The 22,530-nt window shown below is 57.7% G+C and carries 19 protein-coding genes; 5 read left to right on the top strand and 14 right to left on the bottom strand.

Translation table 11 applies throughout. The annotated features are described in order from the left end of the window. Nucleotides 1-31: 31 nt before the first annotated feature. From gntT to gntX, 3 genes are all read right to left on the bottom strand, one after another. Nucleotides 32-1,348: a gluconate transporter gene (gntT, locus tag NKJ21_RS09485; RefSeq protein ID WP_008806999.1), complete on the bottom strand. Its 1,317-nt coding sequence runs from the start codon at nt 1,346-1,348 to the stop codon at nt 32-34. Nucleotides 1,349-1,684: 336 nt separating this feature from the next. Further along, complete coding sequence (gene nfuA / locus NKJ21_RS09480; RefSeq protein ID WP_002920540.1) at nt 1,685-2,260, bottom strand: Fe-S biogenesis protein NfuA; 576 nt, start codon at nt 2,258-2,260, stop codon at nt 1,685-1,687. A gap of 58 nt (nt 2,261-2,318) precedes the next feature. Then, entirely contained in the window at nt 2,319-2,993 is a 675-nt protein-coding gene (gene gntX, locus NKJ21_RS09475; protein ID WP_022065517.1) for a DNA utilization protein GntX, read from the bottom strand. 38 nt (nt 2,994-3,031) lie between these two features. Between gntX and bioH the strand changes: the two genes are divergently transcribed. Then, on the top strand, nt 3,032-3,805 hold the full coding sequence (bioH, locus tag NKJ21_RS09470; RefSeq protein ID WP_080929126.1) for a pimeloyl-ACP methyl ester esterase BioH: 774 nt from the start codon (nt 3,032-3,034) through the stop codon (nt 3,803-3,805). A 120-nt stretch (nt 3,806-3,925) separates the two neighbouring features. Beyond that, complete coding sequence (locus tag NKJ21_RS09465; RefSeq protein WP_254732866.1) at nt 3,926-4,195, top strand: YdgH/BhsA/McbA-like domain containing protein; 270 nt, start codon at nt 3,926-3,928, stop codon at nt 4,193-4,195. An 87-nt stretch (nt 4,196-4,282) separates the two neighbouring features. Here NKJ21_RS09465 and feoC read toward each other — a convergent pair whose 3' ends face one another. The 5 genes from feoC to greB all read right to left on the bottom strand — a co-directional run bounded on the left by feoC (nt 4,283) and on the right by greB (nt 10,431). Beyond that, the gene (feoC, locus tag NKJ21_RS09460; RefSeq protein WP_004202151.1) at nt 4,283-4,522 is read right to left on the bottom strand and encodes a [Fe-S]-dependent transcriptional repressor FeoC; all 240 of its coding nucleotides are present in this window, start codon (nt 4,520-4,522) and stop codon (nt 4,283-4,285) included. Between the two features lie 9 nt (nt 4,523-4,531). Continuing rightward, the gene (feoB, locus tag NKJ21_RS09455) at nt 4,532-6,850 is read right to left on the bottom strand and encodes a Fe(2+) transporter permease subunit FeoB (protein WP_008807002.1); all 2,319 of its coding nucleotides are present in this window, start codon (nt 6,848-6,850) and stop codon (nt 4,532-4,534) included. 28 nt (nt 6,851-6,878) lie between these two features. Continuing rightward, on the bottom strand, nt 6,879-7,106 hold the full coding sequence (gene feoA, locus NKJ21_RS09450; RefSeq protein WP_002920506.1) for a ferrous iron transporter A: 228 nt from the start codon (nt 7,104-7,106) through the stop codon (nt 6,879-6,881). A gap of 420 nt (nt 7,107-7,526) precedes the next feature. Next, nucleotides 7,527-9,857, bottom strand: coding sequence for a Tex family protein (locus NKJ21_RS09445; RefSeq protein WP_023323342.1), 2,331 nt, complete (start codon nt 9,855-9,857; stop codon nt 7,527-7,529). A gap of 100 nt (nt 9,858-9,957) precedes the next feature. Continuing rightward, on the bottom strand, nt 9,958-10,431 hold the full coding sequence (gene greB, locus NKJ21_RS09440; RefSeq protein WP_008807004.1) for a transcription elongation factor GreB: 474 nt from the start codon (nt 10,429-10,431) through the stop codon (nt 9,958-9,960). 227 nt (nt 10,432-10,658) lie between these two features. Between greB and ompR the strand changes: the two genes are divergently transcribed. Further along, a complete protein-coding gene (gene ompR / locus NKJ21_RS09435; protein WP_001157751.1) occupies nt 10,659-11,378 on the top strand; it encodes a two-component system response regulator OmpR in 720 nt (239 codons plus the stop codon). Further along, a complete protein-coding gene (gene envZ / locus NKJ21_RS09430; RefSeq protein ID WP_008807005.1) occupies nt 11,375-12,730 on the top strand; it encodes a two-component system sensor histidine kinase EnvZ in 1,356 nt (451 codons plus the stop codon). Before ompR ends, envZ begins: the two co-directional genes overlap by 4 nt. 77 nt (nt 12,731-12,807) lie before the next feature. Here the strand turns inward: envZ and pckA are convergent, their stop codons facing one another. From pckA to NKJ21_RS09405, 5 genes are all read right to left on the bottom strand, one after another. Further along, nucleotides 12,808-14,430 carry a phosphoenolpyruvate carboxykinase (ATP) gene (gene pckA, locus NKJ21_RS09425; protein ID WP_080929127.1) on the bottom strand — a complete coding sequence of 541 codons (1,623 nt, stop codon included), beginning with the start codon at nt 14,428-14,430 and terminating at the stop codon, nt 12,808-12,810. 358 nt (nt 14,431-14,788) lie between these two features. Then, nucleotides 14,789-15,673: an Hsp33 family molecular chaperone HslO gene (gene hslO / locus NKJ21_RS09420; RefSeq protein ID WP_008807007.1), complete on the bottom strand. Its 885-nt coding sequence runs from the start codon at nt 15,671-15,673 to the stop codon at nt 14,789-14,791. An 18-nt stretch (nt 15,674-15,691) separates the two neighbouring features. Beyond that, the gene (gene hslR / locus NKJ21_RS09415) at nt 15,692-16,093 is read right to left on the bottom strand and encodes a ribosome-associated heat shock protein Hsp15 (RefSeq protein WP_008807008.1); all 402 of its coding nucleotides are present in this window, start codon (nt 16,091-16,093) and stop codon (nt 15,692-15,694) included. Beyond that, the gene (yrfG, locus tag NKJ21_RS09410) at nt 16,090-16,773 is read right to left on the bottom strand and encodes a GMP/IMP nucleotidase (protein ID WP_004181456.1); all 684 of its coding nucleotides are present in this window, start codon (nt 16,771-16,773) and stop codon (nt 16,090-16,092) included. Before yrfG ends, hslR begins: the two co-directional genes overlap by 4 nt. A 60-nt stretch (nt 16,774-16,833) precedes the next feature. Continuing rightward, nucleotides 16,834-18,963: an intracellular growth attenuator family protein gene (locus NKJ21_RS09405; RefSeq protein ID WP_049009486.1), complete on the bottom strand. Its 2,130-nt coding sequence runs from the start codon at nt 18,961-18,963 to the stop codon at nt 16,834-16,836. Between the two features lie 319 nt (nt 18,964-19,282). On the opposite strand from NKJ21_RS09405, the gene nudE reads away from it, so the two are divergent. Then, nucleotides 19,283-19,843, top strand: a complete 561-nt coding sequence (gene nudE / locus NKJ21_RS09400; RefSeq protein ID WP_012967138.1) for an ADP compounds hydrolase NudE — start codon at nt 19,283-19,285, stop codon at nt 19,841-19,843. Between the two features lie 53 nt (nt 19,844-19,896). Here nudE and mrcA read toward each other — a convergent pair whose 3' ends face one another. Continuing rightward, the gene (mrcA, locus tag NKJ21_RS09395) at nt 19,897-22,455 is read right to left on the bottom strand and encodes a peptidoglycan glycosyltransferase/peptidoglycan DD-transpeptidase MrcA (protein WP_008807011.1); all 2,559 of its coding nucleotides are present in this window, start codon (nt 22,453-22,455) and stop codon (nt 19,897-19,899) included. Nucleotides 22,456-22,530 lie beyond the last annotated feature (75 nt).

Genomic DNA, 22,530 nt, shown 5'->3' with positions numbered 1-22,530 from the left:
CGGACCGGCCTTTTTCTGTGCGGGAGTCTCCTTACACCACCATCCCCAGCAGCAGACAGCCTACCAGGCCGCATACTGAGATAATGGTTTCCAGCACCGACCAGGACCTGATGGTCTCGCCGATGGTCAGGTTAAAGTACTCTTTGAACAGCCAGAAACCCGGATCGTTGACGTGAGAGAAGATAACGCTGCCGGAGCCAACGGCGATAACCATCAGTTCCGGGCTGACGCCGGTGGTGGCGATCAGCGGCGCGGCAATCCCGCCTGCGGTGATGGCGGCAACGGTCGCCGAACCCAGCGCGATACGCAGCACTGCGGCGATTGACCACGCCATAAACAGCGGAGACATGTTCGATTCGTGCATGATAGAGGCGATGTATTTATCCATGCCGCTATCCACCAGCACCTGCTTGAAGGCGCCGCCACCGCCGATGATCAACAGCATCATGGCGATGATTTTAATAGAAGAAGTCAGGGTATCGTTGATCTGCTCCATGGAGCGGCCGCGGTTCAAACCGAAGGTGAACAGGGCGATCAGTACCGCAATCAGGGTGGCCATCACCGGGTCGCCGAAGAACTCAGCAATCGGCAGGAAGGCGTGGCCCTTCGGCAGGATCATCTCGGCCACGGCGCGCATCGCCATCAGGATCACCGGTACCAGCGAGGTCCAGACGCTGACGCCAAAGCCAGGCATCTCTTCTTCAGTGAATACTTTCGGGTTATGCAGGCCTTCCGGGATCGGCTTATCAATGCCTTTCAGGAAGCGCGCAAACACCGGCCCTGCCAGGATAACCGTCGGGATAGCCAGAATGGTGCCGTAGAGCAGCGTTTTGCCCATATCGGCATGGAAGATGGTGGCAATCGCGGTCGGACCCGGATGCGGCGGCAGGAAGCCGTGGGTGACAGAGAGCGCGGCGGCCATCGGTACACCGACGTACAGCAGCGGGATGCGGGCCGAGGCGGCGATGGTAAATACCAGCGGCAGCATCAGCACGAAGCCTACTTCATAGAACAGCGCGAAGCCGACGGTGAAGCCGGTCAGGACCACGGCCCACTGAATATGCTTCTTACCGAACTTATTGATAAGGGTAGTGGCGATACGCTGGGCGCCGCCGCAGTCTGCCAGCAGTTTACCGAGCATAGCGCCGAAGCCCATGATCAGCGCGAGGCTGCCAAGGGTGCCGCCAACGCCGTTCTTGATAGAGACGATCACTTTATCCAGCGGCATACCCTGCATTAATCCGACGGCGAGCGCCACCAGAACCAGCGCAATGAAGCCGTTCATTTTGAAACGGATCATTAACAGCAATAACAGGGCAACCCCGATAGCAACGATGATTAATGGCATGATTTACCTGGCCTTAATTTGTTATGGGTAACATCAAAGATTCAACCTGTAAGACATCTGCCCCATGTGGGAGCAAAATAGTCTGGCACCGTAAATACTTGCATTATCCTTACCCAGAGAAAGGATAGCTGGCTATTTTTTTGCCGGTGGTGCCTGAAGTGGATGATACGGGTAACATGTGAGGGTTGAGAATCACCTGACGGGGGAAAATGTTAAATATGAGACTTAAGTCATACTCTTTCCCCGGTTTTTGCCGGTCATTTAGCGGGAGATGTTGCGCGGTAACACAGAAAGGGCCAGGGAGGACCGGCGGCAGGGTGCCGCCGGAGGAAGGGCTTAGTAGTAGGAGTGCTCGCCGCGCTGATGCTCGGTCAGATCGCGAACCCCTTTCAGCTCCGGAAACTCGTTCAGCAGCTGCTTTTCAATGCCTTCTTTCAGGGTCACGTCAACCATCGAACAGCCGTTGCATCCGCCGCCGAACTGCAGAATAGCCAGACCGTCGTCGGTGATCTCCATCAGCGACACGCGGCCGCCGTGGCCCGCCAGCTGCGGGTTAATCTGCGACTGCAGCAGGTACTCGACGCGCTCCATCAGCGGGGCATCGTCAGAGACTTTGCGCATCTTGGCGTTCGGCGCTTTCAGCGTCAGCTGCGAGCCAAGCTGGTCGGTGACGAAATCAATTTCAGCGTCTTCCAGATAGGGCGCGCTGAGCTCATCGACATAGGCGGTCAGCTGTTCAAATTTCAGCGCCGTGTCGGTGTCTTCCACCGCATCCGGTGGGCAGTAAGATACGCCGCACTCAGCGTTTGGGGTGCCGGGATTAATCACAAATACGCGAATTTGCGTCCCTTCTTCCTGATTTGCCAGCAGTTTGGCAAAGTGCGCTTGTGCAGCATCGGAAATACGGATCATAGCGTTGGCCTAATAGTTGACTATTTTACTGGGTTATAATACGCCCATCAGCGGGGGTCTACAAGGTACGGCACAAACACCATACCTGAACCGTCGCGGCGCCGTTTCGCAAAAGCAGGCGGGATATCTCGGCGACGGTGCTGCCGGTCGTGACGACATCATCCACGATAGCGATATGGAGTCCCTCCACGGCAAATTCAAGCTGAAAGGCATTTTTCAGGTTCTGCCTGCGCTGGCGGGCATTGAGCGAATGTTGGACGGCGCCGGCTCGCTGGCGCGTCAGGCCTTCCCGATGCCAGACGCAACCTCGCCAGCGGGCTAACGGTCGGCACAGTTCGTCACACTGATTATAACCCCGGCGCCAGCGGCGGCGATGCCACAGCGGTACGCCGACCATACCGTCCACCGGCGGCAAATCGTCACACTGCAGAAGACGCAGCAGCAGCAGGCGCGCGAGGGCGGGCCCCAGCTCCGGACGATGGTGAAACTTCAACTGCTGGACCAGACCGCTCAGCGGCGGGCGATAGTCATTGACTGCCACCAGCCAATGCCAGGGAGGTGGTTTTTGCAGGCAGCGGCCGCAGGGGTGATGGGATGTCGCCGCCGGCAGGCCACACTGGGGGCAGAGCGGGGGGCAGGCGAGCAGGGCGCGGCTGCAGCGGGAGCAGATCCCCCAGCAGGCGACCGCCAGCGGCATTTGGCATAGCCAGCATAAGCTGTGTGCTGTTAGCATATTTGGCCTTCTGTCCAGTAAAAAGAGAACGGTAACGGATGAACGACATCTGGTGGCAAACAATCGGCGAAGGAGATTGTCATCTTGTGCTGCTGCACGGCTGGGGGCTGAACGCTCAGGTATGGGATTGCATCACGCCGCACCTGGCTTCGCATTTTACCCTCCACCTGGTGGATCTGCCTGGCTATGGCCGCAGCGGCGGGTATGGGGCGATGTCGCTCGAGGCGATGGCGCAGCGGGTGCTGGAGCTGGCTCCTCCTCAGGCGGTATGGCTGGGCTGGAGTCTGGGTGGGCTGGTGGCAAGCCAGGTGGCGATGATGCACCCGGAACGCGTGCAGGCGCTGGTGACGGTTGCCTCTTCCCCCTGTTTCGCGGCTCGTGACGACTGGCCCGGCATCAAGCCCGAGGTGCTGGCCGGGTTTCAGCAGCAGCTGAGCGACGATTTCCAGCGCACCGTCGAGCGATTCCTCGCCCTGCAAACCATGGGCACAGAGAGCGCGCGTCAGGATGCGCGGGCGTTAAAGCAGGCCGTGCTCTCGCTGCCGATGCCTTCCGCCGAGGCGCTGAACGGCGGACTGGAGATCCTCAGAACCGTCGATCTGCGCCAGGCGCTGGTTGGGTTGCCGATACCGTTTCTGCGGCTGTATGGCCGGCTGGACGGACTGGTGCCGCGCAAGATTGTCCCGCTGCTGGATGAGCTGTGGCCGGAAAGCGAGTCAATCCTCTTCGATAAGGCGGCGCATGCGCCGTTTGTTTCCCATCCCGCGGCCTTCTGCGAGCCGCTGCTGGCGTTGAAAACGCAGCTGGGGTAATTTTTTTTGCCACGCCATGGTAAATGGGCCATTCCTAGCAATACTTAGGTTGTTACGGTGGTTGATTATTTCATTCCGCCACCGTGACCTACAATAACAACCTTATGGAGAGTAGAGGCTATGAAACTTGTTACAGGAATGGTTGCATCTCTGGTGATTGGCACCCTGTCTTTTGGCGCATTTGCCGCGAAAGAGATCCAAAAAGAAGACGTGGCGAAGATGAATTTGACCAAGGTCGGCAGCATCACGACCTCCAGGACGACGTCACCGATGGACGCCCGACGCGATCTGTCGAAAAAAGCCGATGAGCTGGGTGGGAAATACTTTGTGGTGATTGCCGGGCAGAAAAACGAAAAAACCGTACACGCTTACGCTGACGTTTATAAATAATCCAGTCATAAAAAAACGGGCCTGCTGGCCCGTTTTTCACTGCTGTCTTACTCGTTTTACCCGCTGCGCGATCTGGCCTGACTCCTTTCATCGCAGCGCCCACCACTCCTGCTGGCACGCCGCTTTCCCTTCAGGACAGCTTTTACAGCTGCCTGAGAGACAGCCCTCGCTCGTTTCGCTGATCCGTACCACCTTACCCATGGCTTCCATCCGTTCCAGCATCGCGTCAATCAGCGGCTGAGGCGTCCGCAGGCGGGCGCTGAGCTGTTTCGCCTCCATGCGGCCCTGCAGGGCCAGCATATCGCGGACTTCCATTAACGACGCCACAGACCCTCCTTAGTGGCAATCGCCAGCCGGGCTGGAACAGCAGGAGGCCGGCGTTTTTCGGGTGGCCAGCAGCGAGACGTCCACCCGGCTGCGCGCCCGGCGCAGCAGGCCGAAGAGCACCACGTTGAACAACACTACCGCCAGGATACACACCAGGCTGTAGCGCGGATGGTCGCTAAAGCTGACGGTCTGGTAATAGAGCGTCGAGAGCGAATAGGCGATATTCAGCCCCCACAGGATGGAGAAGGTCATCCAGCCGCGGCTCGATTCGCGGGCGATGGCGCCCATCACCGAGATGCAGGGGATATAGAGCAGAACGAAGATCAGGTAGCTGTATGCCGCCGCCGCGCTGCCAAATTTACTGCCCATCACGCCCATGGCGCCGGTGGCCATCTCGCCATCGCCTTTGCTGGCTTCGATGGGGTTGGCCAGGACGCTGAGGCTGAAGGTGTCTTTCAGTCCCTGCCATGTTTCGTCGACGGCGGCGAGCAGTTCTTCGCCGAGGCTGAAGGTCTGCGGATTGAACTCCTCATTCTGGATATCTTCGGCGGTATAGAGGGTGTTCAGCGTACCGACCACCACCTCCTTCGCCATCGCGCCGGTAAACAGGCCGACGGTGGCCTGCCAGTTATCTTCATGCACGCCGATCGGTTTAAACACCGGCGTAATGACCCGGCTCACCGAGGCCAGCGCGGAGTCGTTGATGTTGTCGACGACCTTACCGCTCAGCGAGAAGCTGTTCAGCGCGCTGAGGAAGATGCTGACAATAACGATCACCTTCCCGGCGCGCAGCACAAAGCCTTTCAGGCGCTGCCAGGTCTGGATAATCAGGCTCTTGATGTGCGGGACGTGGTACACCGGCAGCTCCATCACGAACGGCGAGGCTTCGCCACGCATAATGGTGTGCTTCAGCATCAGGCCGGTGAGAATGGCCATCACAATGCCCAGCACGTAGAGCGAGAAGACCGCCAGCGCACCGTTCTGACCAAAGAACGCGGCTGCGAAGACGGCGAAGATCGCCAGCCGCGCGCCGCAGGACATAAACGGCGCCATCATAATGGTCATCAGACGCTCGCGCGGCGCGTCAAGGGTGCGGGCGCCCATCACCGACGGCACGTTGCAGCCGAAACCGACAATCAACGGGACAAAGGATTTCCCCGGCAGGCCGAGGGCTTGCATCAGGCGGTCCATGACAAAGGCGGCGCGCGCCATGTAGCCGGAGTCCTCAAGGAAGGAGAGGAACAGATACATCATGCCGATCTGCGGCACCAGCGGTAGCACGGTGTTGATACCGCCGCCGATCCCCTGGGCGAGGAACACGGTCAGCCAGTCCGGGAAGTGCAGGGTGTAGCCCAGCCATTGAATACCGTGAATAAAGACCGCGACCGAGCCGGCATCAAAAATCGGCTGCAGCGCGCCGCCGATGTTTATCGCCAGCAGGAACATCAGGTACATGACAAAGAGAAAAATCGGCAACCCGAGGAAGCGGTTGAGGATCACTTTGTCCATCGCCGCGGTGAAGCGGCTCGGCTCGGCGGTCAGGGTGTTGCTGACGGCGTCGCAAATGGCGGCGATGGTCTGATAGCGCGCGTCTGCGATATGCAACGCCGGGTCGTCGATCTCGTCGCTGAGATTCGCCAGAGCAATATCCAGTTTATCGGCGGCGTCGCCGGCATAGGCCCGGCTGTAGATATCGCCCTCCAGCATCTGCAGACCCAGCCAACGCCGCTGCCGGGTCGGGATCTGCGCTGACATCTGCTGCGCCAGCAGGTCAGCTTCGCGCAGAAGCGGCTGCGGATAGTGGACCAGCTCAATATCGCTGTTCGCCTGATGACGGTCGAGGGCAATCTTCAGCGCTTCGATCCCGCGTCCGCGGGTCGAGACCAGCGGAATGACCGGGCAGCCGAGACGGGCGGCGAGGGCGTCGATATCGATACGCACCTGCTGCTTTTCGGCGATATCCAGCATGTTCAGCGCGACGACGCAGGGGATCCCCAGCTCGAGCAGCTGCAGCGTCAGATAGAGGTTTCGCTCAAGGTTGGAGGCATCAACCACGTTAATCAGCATGTCGGCATCGCCGCTCAGGATGTAGTGGCAGGCAATCTGCTCGTCCAGCGAGGTCTGCGAAGAGATGGTGGTCAGGGAGTAGGTTCCCGGCAGGTCGACCAGCGTGACCTGATGGTCAGTGGTGGCGAAAACGCCCTCTTTACGCTCAACGGTGACCCCGGCCCAGTTGCCTACGCGCTGGCGGGCGCCGGTCAGCTGATTAAATAAGGTGGTCTTGCCAGAATTAGGATTACCAATTAAACCAACGGTTAATTTTTTCATATTTCAGACTCTTGTGCCGGGCCAGCCGTTATTGTGCAACCGCTTCCAGTTCGATTAAGGCGAGATCTTTTTTGCGTAATACCAGACTGACGCGTCGGGTTTCAATATGAACAGGATCGCCGAGCGGCGCTACGCGAACCACATGAAAAGAGGAACCGGGCAGCATGCCGAGGGAGAGTAATTTCTGACGGTATGCTGGGCTAATATCGCGGGAGAATCCGGTAATTTTCCACGCACTATCAGGTGTGAATTGCATAGGGCCTACTTGTCTATCGCTAACCGAAGAAGAATTTTCCGGACGCCTGGAGGCAGCTGCGCCGGGGACCGTAGCCAACGAAAAAGGAAAAAACGTTCTGAAAGTGATGATAATGAGAATGGTTTTTATCATCAATACATATGATGCGCTTCGCGCTATTTTTATAGCGAAAATCACCTTTTTATTGATATGCCGCAAAATCCAGTCGGTGATCAAATAGGCGCAAAATATTATTTCGGCGATCTAATGTTTAATTAAGGTTTCTTAAGTTAACGAAATGAAAATAATAATTTCGCGACCTTTCCTTAACGGAATTAATGCAGGTTATCAGAAATGACTGAACCCGTTTTGCGCGTAATGGCGGCCGTATCGCCAGGGGATGAAAAATGAAAACTGCCCCTGAAAAGGGGCAGGGAGAGATTAGCGTTTTTTACCCATCGCCGCAGCGAGGGCATCCATCATTGCGCTGTTACCGGCAGGCTGTGCCTCGCGACCGCGGGGTTTGGCGGCCTTCGCGGCCGGGCGGTTGCCCTGGGGGCGATCCTGACCGCCGCCGCGGCGGGCGTTGCTGTCGCCTGGCTGCTCGTCGAGACGCATGGTCAGAGCGATACGTTTACGCGGCAGATCGACTTCCATGACTTTGACCTTCACGATGTCGCCCGCTTTCACCACGGTGTGCGGATCTTCAACAAACCGGTCAGAAAGCGACGAAATGTGTACCAGTCCATCCTGATGGACGCCGATATCGACAAACGCGCCGAAATTGGTGACGTTGGTGACGGCGCCTTCCAGGATCATCCCCGGCAGCAGATCGTTCATGGTCTCTACGCCGTCGGCGAACTTCGCCGTCTTAAACTCCGGACGCGGATCGCGGCCCGGTTTTTCCAGCTCTTTGATAATGTCGGTGACGGTCGGAACGCCGAACTTCTCATCGGTGAAATCCACGGCCTTCAGATGACGCAGTTCGCTGCTGTTGCCCATCAGATCTTTCAGCGCCTGCTGGGTGGCGGCCAGAATGCGCTCGACCACCGGATAGGCTTCCGGGTGCACGGTGGAGGCATCCAGCGGGTTGTCGCCGTGGTTGATACGCAGGAAGCCGGCGCACTGTTCAAAGGCTTTCGGCCCCAGACGGCTGACCTTCAGCAACTGCTGGCGATTCTGGAACTGGCCGTTCTCGTCGCGCCAGGCAACGATGTTCTGCGCCATCATGCGGGTCAGGCCGGCGACGCGGGTCAGCAGCGGAACGGAGGCGGTGTTCAGGTCAACGCCGACGGCGTTCACGCAGTCTTCCACCACCGCGTCCAGCTTACGCGCCAGCTGGGTCTGGCTGACATCGTGCTGATACTGGCCGACGCCAATCGATTTCGGGTCGATTTTCACCAGCTCGGCCAGGGGATCCTGCAGACGGCGGGCGATGGAGACCGCGCCGCGCAGCGACACGTCGAGGTCCGGGAACTCCTGGGCCGCCAGCTCGGAGGCGGAGTAAACGGAAGCCCCGGCTTCGCTGACGATCACCTTCTGGGCGGTGACTTTCGGGAACTGCTTCTGCACGTCGAGGAAGAAACGCTCGGTTTCACGCGAGGCGGTACCATTGCCGATGGCCACCAGCTCAACATTGTACTTTTCACACAGCGCGGCGACGACGACGGCCGCTTTGGCGGCCTGGCCGGTATGGGGATAGATGGTATCGGTGGCGACCAGTTTACCGGTGGCGTCGACGACGGCCACTTTCACCCCGGTGCGCAGGCCCGGATCGAGTCCCATGGTGGCGCGCAGCCCGGCGGGCGCGGCCATCAGGAGGTCGTGCAGGTTACGGGCGAAGACGTTGATGGCTTCGTCCTCCGCGCGCTCGCGCACGGTGCCCATCAGCTCGGTTTCGAGGTGCATCAGTACTTTGATACGCCAGGTCCAGCTGACGACACCTTTACGCCAGCTGTCCGCCGGGGCGTTATTCAGGCGCAGGCCAAGGTGGTGGATAATAATTTGCTCGCCGTGGCTCTCTTTCGGCGGCTCGTCAAACTGCGGATCGGCGTTTAAAGAGAGCTGCAGCACGCCTTCGTTGCGACCGCGGAACATCGCCAGCGCGCGATGCGACGGCACGGTGGCGATCGGTTCATGGTGATCGAAGTAGTCGCGGAATTTGGCGCCTTCCTCTTCTTTGCCGCTGACGACGGTGGAGACCAGGTGGGCGTTTTTCCACAGATAGTCACGGACCTTCGCCAGCAGCGCGGCGTCTTCGGCAAACCGCTCCATCAGAATATAGCGCGCGCCATCCAGCGCCGCTTTGCTGTCGGCCAGGCCTTTATCGGCGTCAATATATTTTGCGGCTTCCGTTTCCGGATCGTGGGACGGTTCGTTCCACAGCAGGTCAGCCAGCGGCTCCAGCCCGGCTTCGATGGCGATCTGCCCGCGGGTACGGCGCTTCGGCTTGTACGGCAGGTAGAGGTCTTCCAGTTCGGTTTTGCTCAGCGTGGAGGTGATGGCTTTTTCCAGCGCGTCGGTCAGTTTGCCCTGTTCAGCGATGGATTTGAGGATCGCCTGACGACGGTCTTCCAGTTCGCGCAGATAGCCAAGGCGGGTTTCCAGATTACGCAGCTGCGTGTCATCCAGACCGCCGGTGACTTCTTTACGATAACGTGCAATAAACGGCACGGTGTTCCCTTCATCAAGCAGGCGAACGGCAGCTTCTACCTGTTCGGCTCTGGCCTGAAGTTCACCCGCAATAATGCGGCAGAGCGAATCATTCATCATGGCTTTTAATTCATCTTTAGGGTCAAAAATCAGGGACTAGTTATACGGACTGACGGCTGAAAATGCCAGTCGCGCTCGGTGTCTCTCGGAAAGTTCTTGTCTATTTTACGTATTCGATCTCGTTGACATACCAGCTGGCTTCGCCCGCCGGCGTGTTAACGATAGCCAGATCGCCGACCTCTTTTTTCAGCAAGGCCCGCGCCATCGGTGAGTCGATGGAGATGTAGTCTTTGCGGCCAAAAATCTCATCGTAGCCGACGATGCGAAAGCGTTTGGTATCGCCCTCGTCGTTTTCGATCTCTACCCAGGCGCCGAAGAAGACTTTGCCTTCCTGCTGCGGGGAATAATCGACGATCTTTAACTGTTCCAGACATTTGGTCAGATAGCGGACCCGGCGATCGATCTCCCGCAGGCGCTTTTTGTTGTACTGGTAGTCCGCGTTCTCGCTGCGGTCGCCAAGGCTGGCGGCCCAGGTGACCTTTTTGGTCACTTCCGGGCGCTCCTGGCGCCACAGGTAGTCCATTTCCTGCTTCAGTTTTTCATATCCCTCGCGGGTGATCAGCGGCGTTTTCATCGTGAGTTCAACCTTCTGACAGTCTGTCGTTGCGCACAATTTGTAGCGCGTAATAATACCGACAGGATAAATACTGTGTCTTATGATTAAATGTATACTTAACCTGCTGTTAAATATGCTTTGTAACAATTTAGCCTGGAATATATACCAGATTTAGCTGGTGAGCGCGCCGGGCTTTTTTGAGAATACGCACTGACTATTGCAGTGAACCTTTGGGAGTACAAACAATGCAAGAGAATTATAAGATTCTGGTTGTGGATGACGACATGCGCCTGCGTGCGCTGCTCGAACGTTATCTGACCGAGCAGGGCTTCCAGGTTCGTAGCGTGGCGAACGCCGAACAGATGGATCGTCTGTTAACCCGTGAATCCTTCCACCTGATGGTGCTGGATCTGATGCTGCCTGGGGAAGATGGTCTCTCGATTTGCCGTCGTCTGCGCAGTCAGAGCAACCCGATGCCGATCATTATGGTGACGGCGAAAGGTGAAGAGGTTGACCGGATCGTTGGCCTGGAAATCGGGGCTGACGACTACATTCCGAAGCCGTTTAACCCGCGTGAACTGCTGGCCCGTATTCGGGCGGTGCTGCGTCGTCAGGCGAATGAACTGCCGGGCGCGCCATCGCAGGAAGAGGCGGTTATCGCCTTTGGTAAATTCAAACTGAACCTGGGCACCCGCGAGATGTTCCGTGAAGACGAGCCGATGCCGTTGACCAGCGGCGAATTTGCGGTCCTGAAGGCGCTGGTGAGTCATCCTCGCGAACCGCTGTCGCGCGATAAGCTGATGAACCTCGCCCGCGGGCGCGAATATTCTGCGATGGAGCGCTCCATCGACGTTCAGATCTCCCGCCTGCGCCGCATGGTGGAAGAGGATCCGGCGCATCCGCGCTATATCCAGACCGTCTGGGGTCTGGGCTACGTCTTCGTCCCGGACGGCTCTAAGGCATGAAACGCGTGCGCTTTTCGCCGCGCAGCTCCTTTGCTCGCACGCTGCTCCTGATCGTCACCTTGCTGTTCGTCAGCCTGGTGACGACCTATCTGGTGGTACTGAATTTCGCGATCCTGCCGAGTCTCCAGCAGTTTAATAAAGTATTGGCCTACGAAGTCCGTATGCTGATGACCGACAAACTGCAACTGGAGGATGGCACCCAGCTGGTGGTGCCCCCGGCGTTTCGTCGTGAAATTTATCGTGAGCTGGGGATTTCGCTCTATTCCAATGAAGCGGCGGAAGACGCAGGGCTGCGCTGGGCGCAGCATTATGAATTCTTAAGCCAGCAGATGGCGCATCAGCTCGGCGGCCCCACTGAGGTGCGGGTGGAGGTCAATAAAAGCTCCCCCGTGGTGTGGCTGAAGACCTGGCTGTCGCCCAATATCTGGGTGCGGGTACCGCTGACCGAAATTCATCAGGGCGACTTCTCGCCGCTGTTCCGCTATACCCTGGCGATCATGCTGTTGGCGATAGGCGGCGCCTGGCTGTTTATCCGTATTCAGAACCGTCCGCTGGTAGATCTCGAACACGCGGCGCTGCAGGTCGGGCGCGGTATTATCCCGCCGCCGCTGCGAGAGTACGGCGCCTCTGAGGTGCGCTCGGTGACCCGCGCCTTTAACCATATGGCCGCGGGCGTGAAGCAGCTGGCTGACGACCGTACGTTGCTGATGGCCGGGGTCAGCCACGATTTACGTACTCCGCTGACGCGCATTCGTCTGGCCACCGAGATGATGGGCGAGCAGGACGGGTATCTCGCTGAGTCGATCAATAAAGATATCGAAGAGTGCAACGCCATCATCGAGCAGTTTATCGACTATCTGCGCACCGGGCAGGAGATGCCGATGGAGCTGGCGGACCTCAATGCTGTACTGGGCGAAGTGATCGCCGCAGAGAGCGGCTATGAACGTGAGATCGCCACCGCCCTGCAGGCCGGTGAAATCCCGGTACGCATGCACCCGCTTTCTATCAAGCGTGCGCTGGCGAATATGGTGGTGAATGCGGCTCGCTATGGCAATGGCTGGATCAAGGTCAGCAGCGGCAGCGAAGCGAGCCGGGCCTGGTTCCAGGTGGAAGATGACGGGCCGGGGATCAAACCTGAGCAGCGCGAACATCTGTTCCAGCCGTTTGTACGCGGCGATAGCGCCCGCAGTACCAGCGGCACCGGGCTGGGGCTGGCGATTGTTCAGCGTATTATCGACAATCACAACGGCCGGCTGGAGATTGGCTCCAGCGAACGCGGCGGATTACTGATCCGCGCCTGGCTGCCGGTGCACCGGATGCTGGCGCCGATGAAACCCACCAAAGAGAGCTGAGTGCGGCCGAGGTTGGCCAATCAGGACGTTGCACAACAAAAAGCCGGGCAAGCCCGGCTTTTTCACCTCTACGCCCGTTAGCGCTGCGGCCCTGCCGCCACCAGCGCGGCGCCCGCTGGCGTATCGGTATACTTCTCAAAGTTCTCGATAAACAGCTTCGCCAGCTGATCGGCTTTTTCCTGCCACTGCTCCGGGGAACCATAGGTGCTGCGCGGATCGAGGATCTGGGTATCCACACCCGGGAGCGCCGTTGGGATCTGCAGGTTAAACATCGGCAGGGTAAAGGTCTCCGCGTTGTCCAGCGAGCCATTGAGGATGGCGTCGATGATGGCGCGGGTATCTTTAATCGAGATACGCTTGCCGGTGCCGTTCCAGCCGGTATTGACCAGATAAGCCTGCGCGCCGGCCGCCTGCATACGTTTAACCAGCACTTCGGCGTACTGTGTCGGATGCAGCGACAGGAAGGCGGCGCCAAAGCAGGCGGAGAAGGTTGGCGTGGGCTCGGTCACGCCGCGTTCGGTGCCGGCCAGTTTGGCGGTAAACCCGGACAGGAAATGGTACTGGGTCTGATCGGCGGTCAGGCGGGAGACCGGCGGCAGGACGCCGAACGCATCGGCCGTCAGGAAGATCACTTTGGTGGCGTGACCCGCTTTGGAAACCGGTTTAACAATGTTGTCGATATGGTCGATGGGGTAGGAGACGCGGGTGTTTTCAGTCTTCGAACCGTCATCGAAATCGATCGTGCCATCGGCGCGCACCACCACGTTTTCCAGCAGAGCATTGCGGCGAATGGCGTGATAGATATCCGGCTCGGCCGCTTCAGAGAGCTTGATGGTCTTGGCGTAGCAGCCCCCTTCGAAGTTAAACACGCCGTCGTCATCCCAGCCATGTTCATCATCGCCAATCAGGCGGCGTTTTGGATCGGTGGAGAGGGTGGTTTTGCCGGTGCCTGAGAGGCCGAAGAAAATGGCGACATCGCCTTTCTCGCCGACGTTAGCAGAACAATGCATAGAGGCGATGCCCTTCAGGGGCAGCAGGTAGTTCATGATCGAGAACATCCCTTTCTTCATTTCGCCACCATACCAGGTGCCGCCGATCAGCTGGATGCGCTCGGTGAGGTTGAAGGCGATGAAGTTTTCTGAGTTCAGACCTTGCTCTTTCCACTGCGGATTGGTGCACTTCGCGCCGTTCATCACGATGAAGTCGGGCTCGAAGTCCGCCAGCTCTTCATCGCTCGGGCGGATGAACATGTTTTTAACGAAGTGCGCCTGCCAGGCCACTTCGGTAATAAAGCGCACGCTGAGACGGGTATCGGCGTTGGCGCCGCAGAAGGCGTCGACGATAAACAGCCGTTTACCGGACAACTGCTGGGTCACCAGCCCTTTCAGATGCTGCCAGGTTTCCTGTGAAAGCGGCTTGTTGTCGTTTTTACCTTTGCCTTTATCGGACCACCAGACGGTATCGCGGGTGGTGTCGTCGCGAACGAGATACTTATCTTTCGGAGAACGGCCGGTAAAAATGCCCGTGTCGACGGCGATAGCACCCAGACTGGTTAATACGCCACGTTCGTAACCTTCCAGGCTGGGGTCGAGCTCTTCCTGAAACAACATATCGTAGCTGGGGTTGTGGACGATATCCTGAACGTCATCGATACCATAAGCCTTGAGATCCTGCGGGGTTAAACCATGATTAACGCGCATGTCACTGCTCCTTAGCCAAGATGTACTGCTGTAAATTGTAGGGTTTCTTACCGGGTATTGACCGCGACCAGGCTCATAGATTTACGTATCTCGACATTCCTCAGAATGACGAAAAAAACGGTGACTCCTGTCACGAAGTGAAGTGGATTATCTCAGGAAATGGACGGATGTTGGGGTAGATGTTTATTAATGGTTAAAAAGTAATTAAAAAAACTACTGAATTGTGAATGTAATCGCTTTCCTGGAATAAAATTACGTAACTCTTTCAGGGAAAATCGATTCAACTCGTGAATAAATAAAAGTCAGGCACAAGGCGACGAACAACATCGCCACCCTGTACCTGTGGAAGACGCGGGGATTAATGGACCTGTGGGTCGGCCGGAGAGGCGTTATTACGGATCTCGGCAATATCCATAGCATTGAAGATATAGTGGTTACCGCAGTAGTCGCAGTGCATATCAATCTCGCCTTCATCGGCGAGGATGCTATCTATCTCTTCATCCGGCAGGGTCTTCAGCGCGCCAGCGCAGCGTTCACGAGAACACGTACATTTGAACTCGACGCTCTGCGGCTCGTAGACCGTGACCTCTTCCTCATGGTACAGGCGCCACAGCACATCGTTCGCCGGCAGGGTGAACAGCTCTTCCGCCTTGATGGTCTCGGTGAGCGTCGCCAGGTGCTCGAAGTCGGTCGTCTGGGTATCCTGCGCCGGCATCACCTGCAGCAGCATCCCACCGGCCATCGGCTGACCTTCATGTTCCCCGGTGCGAATGATGAGGCGCGTCGGCAGCTGCTCTGAACGCTGGAAGTAATCTTCCAGGCAGGCGGCCAGCGTATCGCCTTCCAGACCGACCACACCCTGATAACGTTCACCCTCTTTCGGGGAGATGGTAATGACCAGATAGCCGTTGCCGACCATCGTTTTCAGATCCGCATCGTCCGCAATATCGCCCTGCACGCGCGCGACGCCACGCAACTGCTGCTGGTTATTGCCGTTGATCACCGCCAGCTGTAAAGGGCCATCGCCCTGCAGCTGAACGGTAATATCACCAGCAAACTTCAGCGTCGCGGTCAGCAGGCTGGTGGCGACCAGCAGCTCCGCCAGCACCGTTTTCACCGGCTGTGGATAGGTGTGATTGGCCAGAATCTGTTCCAGGGTTTCCGACACCGTCACCAGCTCGCCGCGTACGGCATAGTTTTCAAACAGATAACGATGTAATTGATCGTGTTGAGTCATAATCATCTCTCTTTCTGGCGCGAGTTACTCACTCTCGCCGTGTTTAAATCTCATCAGGTCGCGGCGCTCTTTCTTGTCCGGACGTCTGTCAGGGTGCGGCATGGTCAGGGCGTTCATTTTGCGCGCCAGGGCCACTTTTTCACGCTTCTCGATACTTTCCGCCGTCTCTTCATACAGGGCGACGGCTTCACTTGCCGGGCGGCGCTGTTCGGTAATACCGACAATCCGTACCGTACGCTCGTCATTGCCCTGGCGCAGCGTCAGCATGGCGTCCAGCTCGACAATTTTCCCGGGTTTGCTGCGTTGTCCGTTGTAATGCACCTTGCCGCCTTCAATCATCTCCCGCGCCAGCGCGCGGGTCTTGTAAAAGCGGGCGGCCCAAAGCCATTTGTCCAGTCTGACGGTTTCGCTGGGCTTCTCTTTCATCGCCTCTCCTTCGGGGTAAGCGAAGGGATCAGTCGCCGGTAATCATTCAATCCTGGGTGGCGCAGATACTGCTTTTCCGCCAGCCCGGAGTCGGGATTGGTAATGCCCAGGCAGTAACGAATGCCAAATTCCCTCGCGGCATCCAGAATCGCCTCGCTGTCGTCGACAAACAGCGTTTTATGGGCCTCAAGGCCAGTCTCCTCCGCCACGGCGCGCCACAGGCGCTGATCCTCTTTCGGATAACCAAATGTGTGGGTGGAAAGTAATAAATCAAGGTGCGCATCCAGGCCGGTGTGTTTGAGCTTCACCGCCAGATTGTGGGGATGGGCATTGGTCAACAGAATGCGTCGCTTACCGCAGGCCTTGAGCGCATCAAGGAACGGCACCGTATCCTCGCGCAGCGTGGCGCGCGGACCCTGTTCGCTGGTCATCGCACAAATATCCAAACCCAGGCGCTCGCTCCAGTAATCCAGACAATACCAGTTTAGCGTATGCTGCACGGCGTGATACTCCTGGCGCATGGCGTCTTTCGCCTCCTGCAGATTGAGGCCGCGGGCGGCTCCCCAGGTTTCAGGCACCAGCGTTTGCCAGAAATAGTTGTCAAAAGCGAGGTCCAGGAGCGTGCCGTCCATATCCAGCAGAACGGTATCAACCTCCTGCCAGGCGATATCAAAATGCATGATGACTCTCCAGCGAGCAGAAAATGGGCGACAGGGTATCATACCCTGTCGCCGGGAAAATTAATCTTGCGGGTCAGACGCGGGGAGCAGTACCGGGTTCAGGCAGCTTTCGTAATATTTCTGAATCTCTTCCATACGCTGGCGATGGCGTTGATAACGACGCAGCGCCTGTACGCCGTGGTAAGCCATGCACCCCAGCATCGACAACAGCAGCAGCGTAATGCCCAGATAGCGCCACAGTCCGCTGCGGTCGGGGATGCGGTGCAGATTGACATGCTGGGTGCCGTTGGCGTCGGTAAACAGATTGGTGACGATCCCTTCGGCGTGGAAAGGGGTATGCATGAGCATACCGGCCAGCCGCCGCAGCTCGCTCCACTGCTCATGTGCCGGATAATCATACAGGCTCACCGCCGGCCACGGCTGATTGACCAGCACGCTGCCTTCATCGCTGGCGATCAAGAAACCGCCGGGCGCCGGGCTGTTTAGCGCCTGCGCGGCTCGCGAAGTTTCACGCATTACAAAGGGGGCGGTGGAAGTGGTCACCAGATTCTCCAGCGACTCCGCGCTGACAGGGCGCAGCAGCACGTTCACGCCGTCCAGTTTTCCGGCGGTGGCGCGCTTGGTTAATGCCTCCCAGTTACGGGTATTCCCGAGATTGACCAGCGCGTTTTTCAGGCGCAGGCAGTCATCCTTTGCCGAGCAGAGATCGTTGGTTTTCAGGACGATATCGCCGAAATCATCCAGCAGCACCATGCCTGATTTCTGAATCGCGGAGCGCAGCGCCGGGCTGACGCGGGAGTCATCGTCGGTTTCCGGGTGCAGCTGGCGCTGGACGGACTGCATCAGGGCGGTCGCTTTGCTGACAATATCAGACTCCGGCAGCGGCAGAGGAGGGGCGTCGTTCCATACAATCTGTGAACAATCGAAAGGCAGGAACGGCGAATCCTCTTTGGCCGACCAGCTACCCGGCGTACGGATATTACACATCCCGGTGCCTGTCAGGCGCAGCGTATCGCCAATGCGCACATGGGCTTTTGCCAGCTGGTCGACGGTTGTCGCTTCAATCGTCTGGGCGCCCTTCAACCACGACAGGGTGAACTTAAACGGCATATTTAGCGGTACGCTGACCCACAGCATGATCACCACTACCAGCGCGCCGGCGGCGATAATCGCGCTGCGCAGCCAGTACTGTAGCGGGAAGTTTTTCACTTCATCATGGAGCGACAGGTAGCGTCCCTGGCGGGCCACGTGACGGTTGAGATAGATATCAATATCGGTCTGCTGTCCCAGGTCCTGGGCGATCCATGGCTGCCAGTGGCGCGGATAGATGAGATCGATAATACCCAGCGAAATGTTATTGATATGTTCCTGATCGTTTTCGCCAAACAGACCCCAGCGTTTGGGAACGCCCCGCAGGCAGTGAATTTCGCGCAACGCGGCGCGGCGCGGCGGGGCATAGATCCCCCCCACGCCAGCGGCGAGAAGCAGTACCCCCGCGGCCACCAGCCAGGGGGTAAAAACGGCTGGCCCAATCAGGCTGAAATAAAAGAACAGGAAGGAGGCGACGATCAGGATCGCTTCGCGCAGCCCATCCGGCCGGTTGAGGGCGTGTTCTTCCCGACTTTCCCGACGGATCTGCCGTAGCTCTACCTGTTCGCTCTCTTCGCCGCGAATGGAGGCCTGGGTGGCCGATGCGCGTTCCAGGGCGTAGCTTTGCGCCTCCTGACGATAGTCGCTCAGGCTATGTCCGTTAAGGGTGATAACCAGCGGCAGGCTGTCGGTGGGGATCAGCTCAACGCTGTTTTCGTCGTTGATATGCTGTTCCCAGAACGGCGGCAGATGGACTTCCACCGAATCGAGAAAGTAGCGCCATTTATTCGGCGCGTCGGTAGTGATCCCGTAGCGAGTGATGGCTCGCGTCACCGCGTAGACCGTATCACTCTGTTCATTCAGCGCCAAAGCGACGGGTGCGGTCGTTGCGCCGGACGCCGGGACCTGCAGGGTGCGACTGAGCTCCGCAAGATACTTTTCGATAGCCTGACGCTCATCGGCAGGAAGCGGCCGCGTAGTGGCGTCGCTAAAGGCGTGCAGTAGAGGAAGGCGTCGGCGTCTGGCGTGAGCGCGGTACCACCATCCGATGAGCAATACGCAGATTAGCAGAGCTGTAAGGAAAATCAGAAAGGTGCCCATGCCCATCCCATCATAGTTATTTTTTCTTACGATATCGTCGGTGAACGTGAAGACTAACGTCAAGCTGCAGTGTTAGTGGCGCACCTGGTTACAGGGTAGTGAATATGTCATGCAGCAACGTATAAGCTTACCAAAAACGTTAATGCGCAGAAATCGGTAAATTCTCAAACAGAATTCAAGCTATTGACTTTTTTATCTTTATTACTTTCCCCTTTGCCGGTAAAAGGTTACAACTCTGTAAATAAGTAGCGATTTGGATTGCCGAAAGCGTGTTGCGTATCGCACAATGACTGCTTAATCACAGCATAGACCGATGACAATGAGCAAATCATTACAAAAACCCACCATTCTCAATGTTGAAACTGTCGCCCGTTCGCGCCTCTTTAATGTCGAAAGCGTCGATCTGGAATTCAGCAACGGTGTGCGTCGCGTTTATGAACGTATGCGGCCATCCACCCGTGAAGCGGTGATGATTGTGCCGATTGTTGATGATCACATTATTTTGATTCGCGAGTATGCCGTCGGCACGGAATCCTACGAGCTGGGTTTCTCCAAAGGGCTGATTGACCCGGGTGAAACCGTGGATGAAGCAGCGAATCGCGAGCTGAAAGAAGAGGTTGGCTTTGGCGCCAATAAGCTGACGTTTCTGAAGAAGCTCAGTATGGCCCCCTCTTACTTCTCCAGCAAAATGAATATCCTGGTGGCGGAAGACCTCTATCCTGAGTCACTGCCGGGCGATGAACCTGAGCCGCTGCCGCAGGTGCGCTGGCCGCTGGCGCAGCTGATGTCGCTGCTGGATGAAGAAGATTTTAACGAAGCCCGTAACGTCAGCGCGCTGTTTTTGGTGCGCGAGTGGCTGCTGGCTCAGGGCCGACTCTGAGAGAAAGCGCGCCGTTAGCAGCAATAAAAAAGCGCCCGCAGGCGCTTTTTTTGTCAGAACAGTTCGTGGGTTTCACCACCGCCGTCAGTCAGGGTGGTGCCCACCTCATGGACCGCCTGCTGCGTGGGCTGGGTTCCTTCAATGAAGTATTCCGCGCGGCTGTTGCCCCCGTTAGCCAACTGACCAGTGCTGCGGTCGATATTCACCGTGACGATCCCCGGCGGCGGGGTTAACGGCTCTTCCGGCACCCCCTCCAGCACGCTCTTCATAAAGCTGTCCCAGGCCGGCTGGGCACTTTTAGCACCCCCCTCATAGCCGGAGATCTGATCTTTAATCGCCCCGGAGGCGGTGGTGCGGCCAAGATCGCGACGATGATCGTCAAAGCCGATCCATACCGAAGTCACTACACCTGGGCCGTAGCCTGAGAACCAGGCATCCTTCGAGCTGTTGGTGGTCCCGGTTTTCCCGCCGATGTCATGCCGCTGCAGATCGCGTCCGGCACGCCAGCCGGTTCCCATCCAGCCCGGTTCGCCAAAGATGTTGCTGTTCAGTGCGCTTTTTATCAGGAACGACAGCGGCGTGTTAATCACATGCGGCGCGTATTCCTGGGCGCCGCTCTGTGCAACCAGCGACTGGTTGGCCTGCTCCAGCTGCGGCTGTGGCGGCACGTTGCCGTTCTGCGGTTCCGTCGAGGTGGCGACATCTTCCACATCTTTATTTTCCAGCACGTTGGATTTTGGCGTATCACCGTAAATGACCGGTAAATCACACTGCGGGCAGGCGATTTTCGGACGTTCTTCGAAGAGAACGCCGCCCTGATCATTCTCAATCTTACTGATAAAGAACGGGTTGACCAGGAAGCCGCCGTTGGCCATCACCGAATATCCGCGGGCAACCTGCAGGGGCGTAAAGGAGGCGGAGCCCAGGGCCAGCGATTCTGTGTGGACAATGTTTTGCGCCGGGAAGCCAAAGCGCTGCAGATACTCGGCGGCATAGTCAACGCCCATGGCGCGCATAGCGCGCACCATCACCACGTTTTTCGACTGTCCAAGCCCCTGGCGTAAACGAATCGGACCGGCATACTGCGGCGGCGAGTTCTTCGGCCGCCAGTCGGATCCTGCGCCTGCGTCCCAGCGCGAGATCGGCACATCGTTGAGCATACTGGCCAGCGTTAAGCCTTTATCCATCGCGGCGGTATAGAGGAACGGCTTAATGTTGGAGCCGACCTGACGCAGCGCCTGAGTGGCGCGGTTGAACTTGCTCTGGTTAAAGTCAAACCCGCCGACGAGAGCAATAATCGCGCCGTTTTGCGGATTAATGGAGACCAGCGCTGAGTTGACGTCCGGGACCTGTGACAGCCACCAGCCGTCAGCCACTTTACGAACCCAGATCTGCTGCCCGGCCTGCAGGACGTCGTTGACTTTACGCGGGGTCGCCCCCTGCTGCGTATCCGAGATAAAGCGCCGGGCCCAGCGCACGCCGTCCATCGTCAGAGAAACCGAGTCGCCGTTAGCCAACAGCGCGACGGCCTCCTGGGCATTCGCGGAAGTGACCACCGCCGGGAAAAGCGGGCCGTAGCCAGACTGACGCTTCAGCGAGTCGATGATTTTTTTCGTCTCCCACGGCGTTTCACCGACTTTCCACAGCACGCTGGCCGGGCCGCGGTAGCCGTGACGCATATCGTAATCCAGCACGTTATTGCGTACCGCCTGCTGGGCTGCCTGCTGATTCTTGCGAGTAATGGTGGTGTAAACCCGGTAGCCATCTTCATAGGCCTGCTCGCCGTAGCGATTCACCATCTCCTGGCGCACCATTTCGCTCAGGTAAGGGGCGGAGAAAGCGATTTTCGGCGCGTGATAGCTGGCGTCGATCGCTTCGCTGCGCGCCTCATCATATTGCGCCTGGGTGATGTACCCCTCGCTCAACATACGCGACAGCACCACGTTGCGACGGGCGGTCGCGCGATCCATGGAATAGAGTGGGTTAAAGGTAGAAGGCGCTTTCGGCAGACCGGCAATCACCGCCATCTCACTCAGGGTCAACTGGTCGATAGGTTTGCCAAAATAGACCTGCGCCGCGGCGCCGACGCCATAGGCGCGGTAGCCGAGGTAGATCTTGTTCAGATACAGCTCAAGGATTTCATCTTTGTTCAGCAACTGCTCGATGCGGATAGCCAGAAAGGCCTCTTTAATCTTACGCATCAACGTCTTCTCGGGGCTGAGGAAGAAGTTACGTGCTAACTGCTGGGTGATGGTGCTGGCGCCCTGGGAGGCGTGGCCTGAAAACATCGCCACGCTGGCGGCGCGGAAAATACCCACCGGATCGACGCCGTGGTGCTCATAGAAACGGCTGTCTTCAGTGGCGATAAACGCTTTCACCAGCTCGGGGGGAATTTGCTGCAGCGTCACAGGGATACGGCGTTTTTCGCCATATTGCGCAATAAGCTCACCGTCGGCGCTATAGACCTGCATCGGGATCTGCAAACGCACATCCTTCAGGGTTGCGACGTCGGGGAGTTGCGGCTCTATGTATTTGTAGAGGCCAAAAATCGAGCCTGCTCCCAGCAGTACGCAACAGACTGCAAGGATCAATAGATACTTTACGAACTTCACCGGTGTTTTCCCATTTAGTTTTATTTGGGCAGTTTATAAACAAACGCGCGGTAGTATAAAGGCAAGCCAGGTGCA

It is taken from the genome of Klebsiella sp. SWET4 (assembly GCF_024296565.1).
Lineage (GTDB): Bacteria > Pseudomonadota > Gammaproteobacteria > Enterobacterales > Enterobacteriaceae > Klebsiella > Klebsiella variicola.
This window is presented reverse-complemented; position numbering and strand designations above follow the sequence as displayed.

Coding starts and splice junctions, on each gene's coding strand:
- feoA (WP_002920506.1), bottom strand. CDS start 7,106: ATGCAATTCACACCTGATAGTGCGTGGAAAATTACCGGATTCTCCCGC.
- hslR (WP_008807008.1), bottom strand. CDS start 16,093: ATGAAAGAGAAGCCCAGCGAAACCGTCAGACTGGACAAATGGCTTTGG.
- NKJ21_RS09465 (WP_254732866.1), top strand. CDS start 3,926: ATGAAACTTGTTACAGGAATGGTTGCATCTCTGGTGATTGGCACCCTG.
- NKJ21_RS09445 (WP_023323342.1), bottom strand. CDS start 9,857: ATGATGAATGATTCGCTCTGCCGCATTATTGCGGGTGAACTTCAGGCC.
- feoB (WP_008807002.1), bottom strand. CDS start 6,850: ATGAAAAAATTAACCGTTGGTTTAATTGGTAATCCTAATTCTGGCAAG.
- NKJ21_RS09405 (WP_049009486.1), bottom strand. CDS start 18,963: ATGGGCACCTTTCTGATTTTCCTTACAGCTCTGCTAATCTGCGTATTG.
- bioH (WP_080929126.1), top strand. CDS start 3,032: ATGAACGACATCTGGTGGCAAACAATCGGCGAAGGAGATTGTCATCTT.
- gntX (WP_022065517.1), bottom strand. CDS start 2,993: ATGCTAACAGCACACAGCTTATGCTGGCTATGCCAAATGCCGCTGGCG.
- nudE (WP_012967138.1), top strand. CDS start 19,283: ATGAGCAAATCATTACAAAAACCCACCATTCTCAATGTTGAAACTGTC.
- envZ (WP_008807005.1), top strand. CDS start 11,375: ATGAAACGCGTGCGCTTTTCGCCGCGCAGCTCCTTTGCTCGCACGCTG.
- ompR (WP_001157751.1), top strand. CDS start 10,659: ATGCAAGAGAATTATAAGATTCTGGTTGTGGATGACGACATGCGCCTG.
- yrfG (WP_004181456.1), bottom strand. CDS start 16,773: ATGCATTTTGATATCGCCTGGCAGGAGGTTGATACCGTTCTGCTGGAT.
- pckA (WP_080929127.1), bottom strand. CDS start 14,430: ATGCGCGTTAATCATGGTTTAACCCCGCAGGATCTCAAGGCTTATGGT.
- greB (WP_008807004.1), bottom strand. CDS start 10,431: ATGAAAACGCCGCTGATCACCCGCGAGGGATATGAAAAACTGAAGCAG.
- hslO (WP_008807007.1), bottom strand. CDS start 15,673: ATGATTATGACTCAACACGATCAATTACATCGTTATCTGTTTGAAAAC.
- gntT (WP_008806999.1), bottom strand. CDS start 1,348: ATGCCATTAATCATCGTTGCTATCGGGGTTGCCCTGTTATTGCTGTTA.
- nfuA (WP_002920540.1), bottom strand. CDS start 2,260: ATGATCCGTATTTCCGATGCTGCACAAGCGCACTTTGCCAAACTGCTG.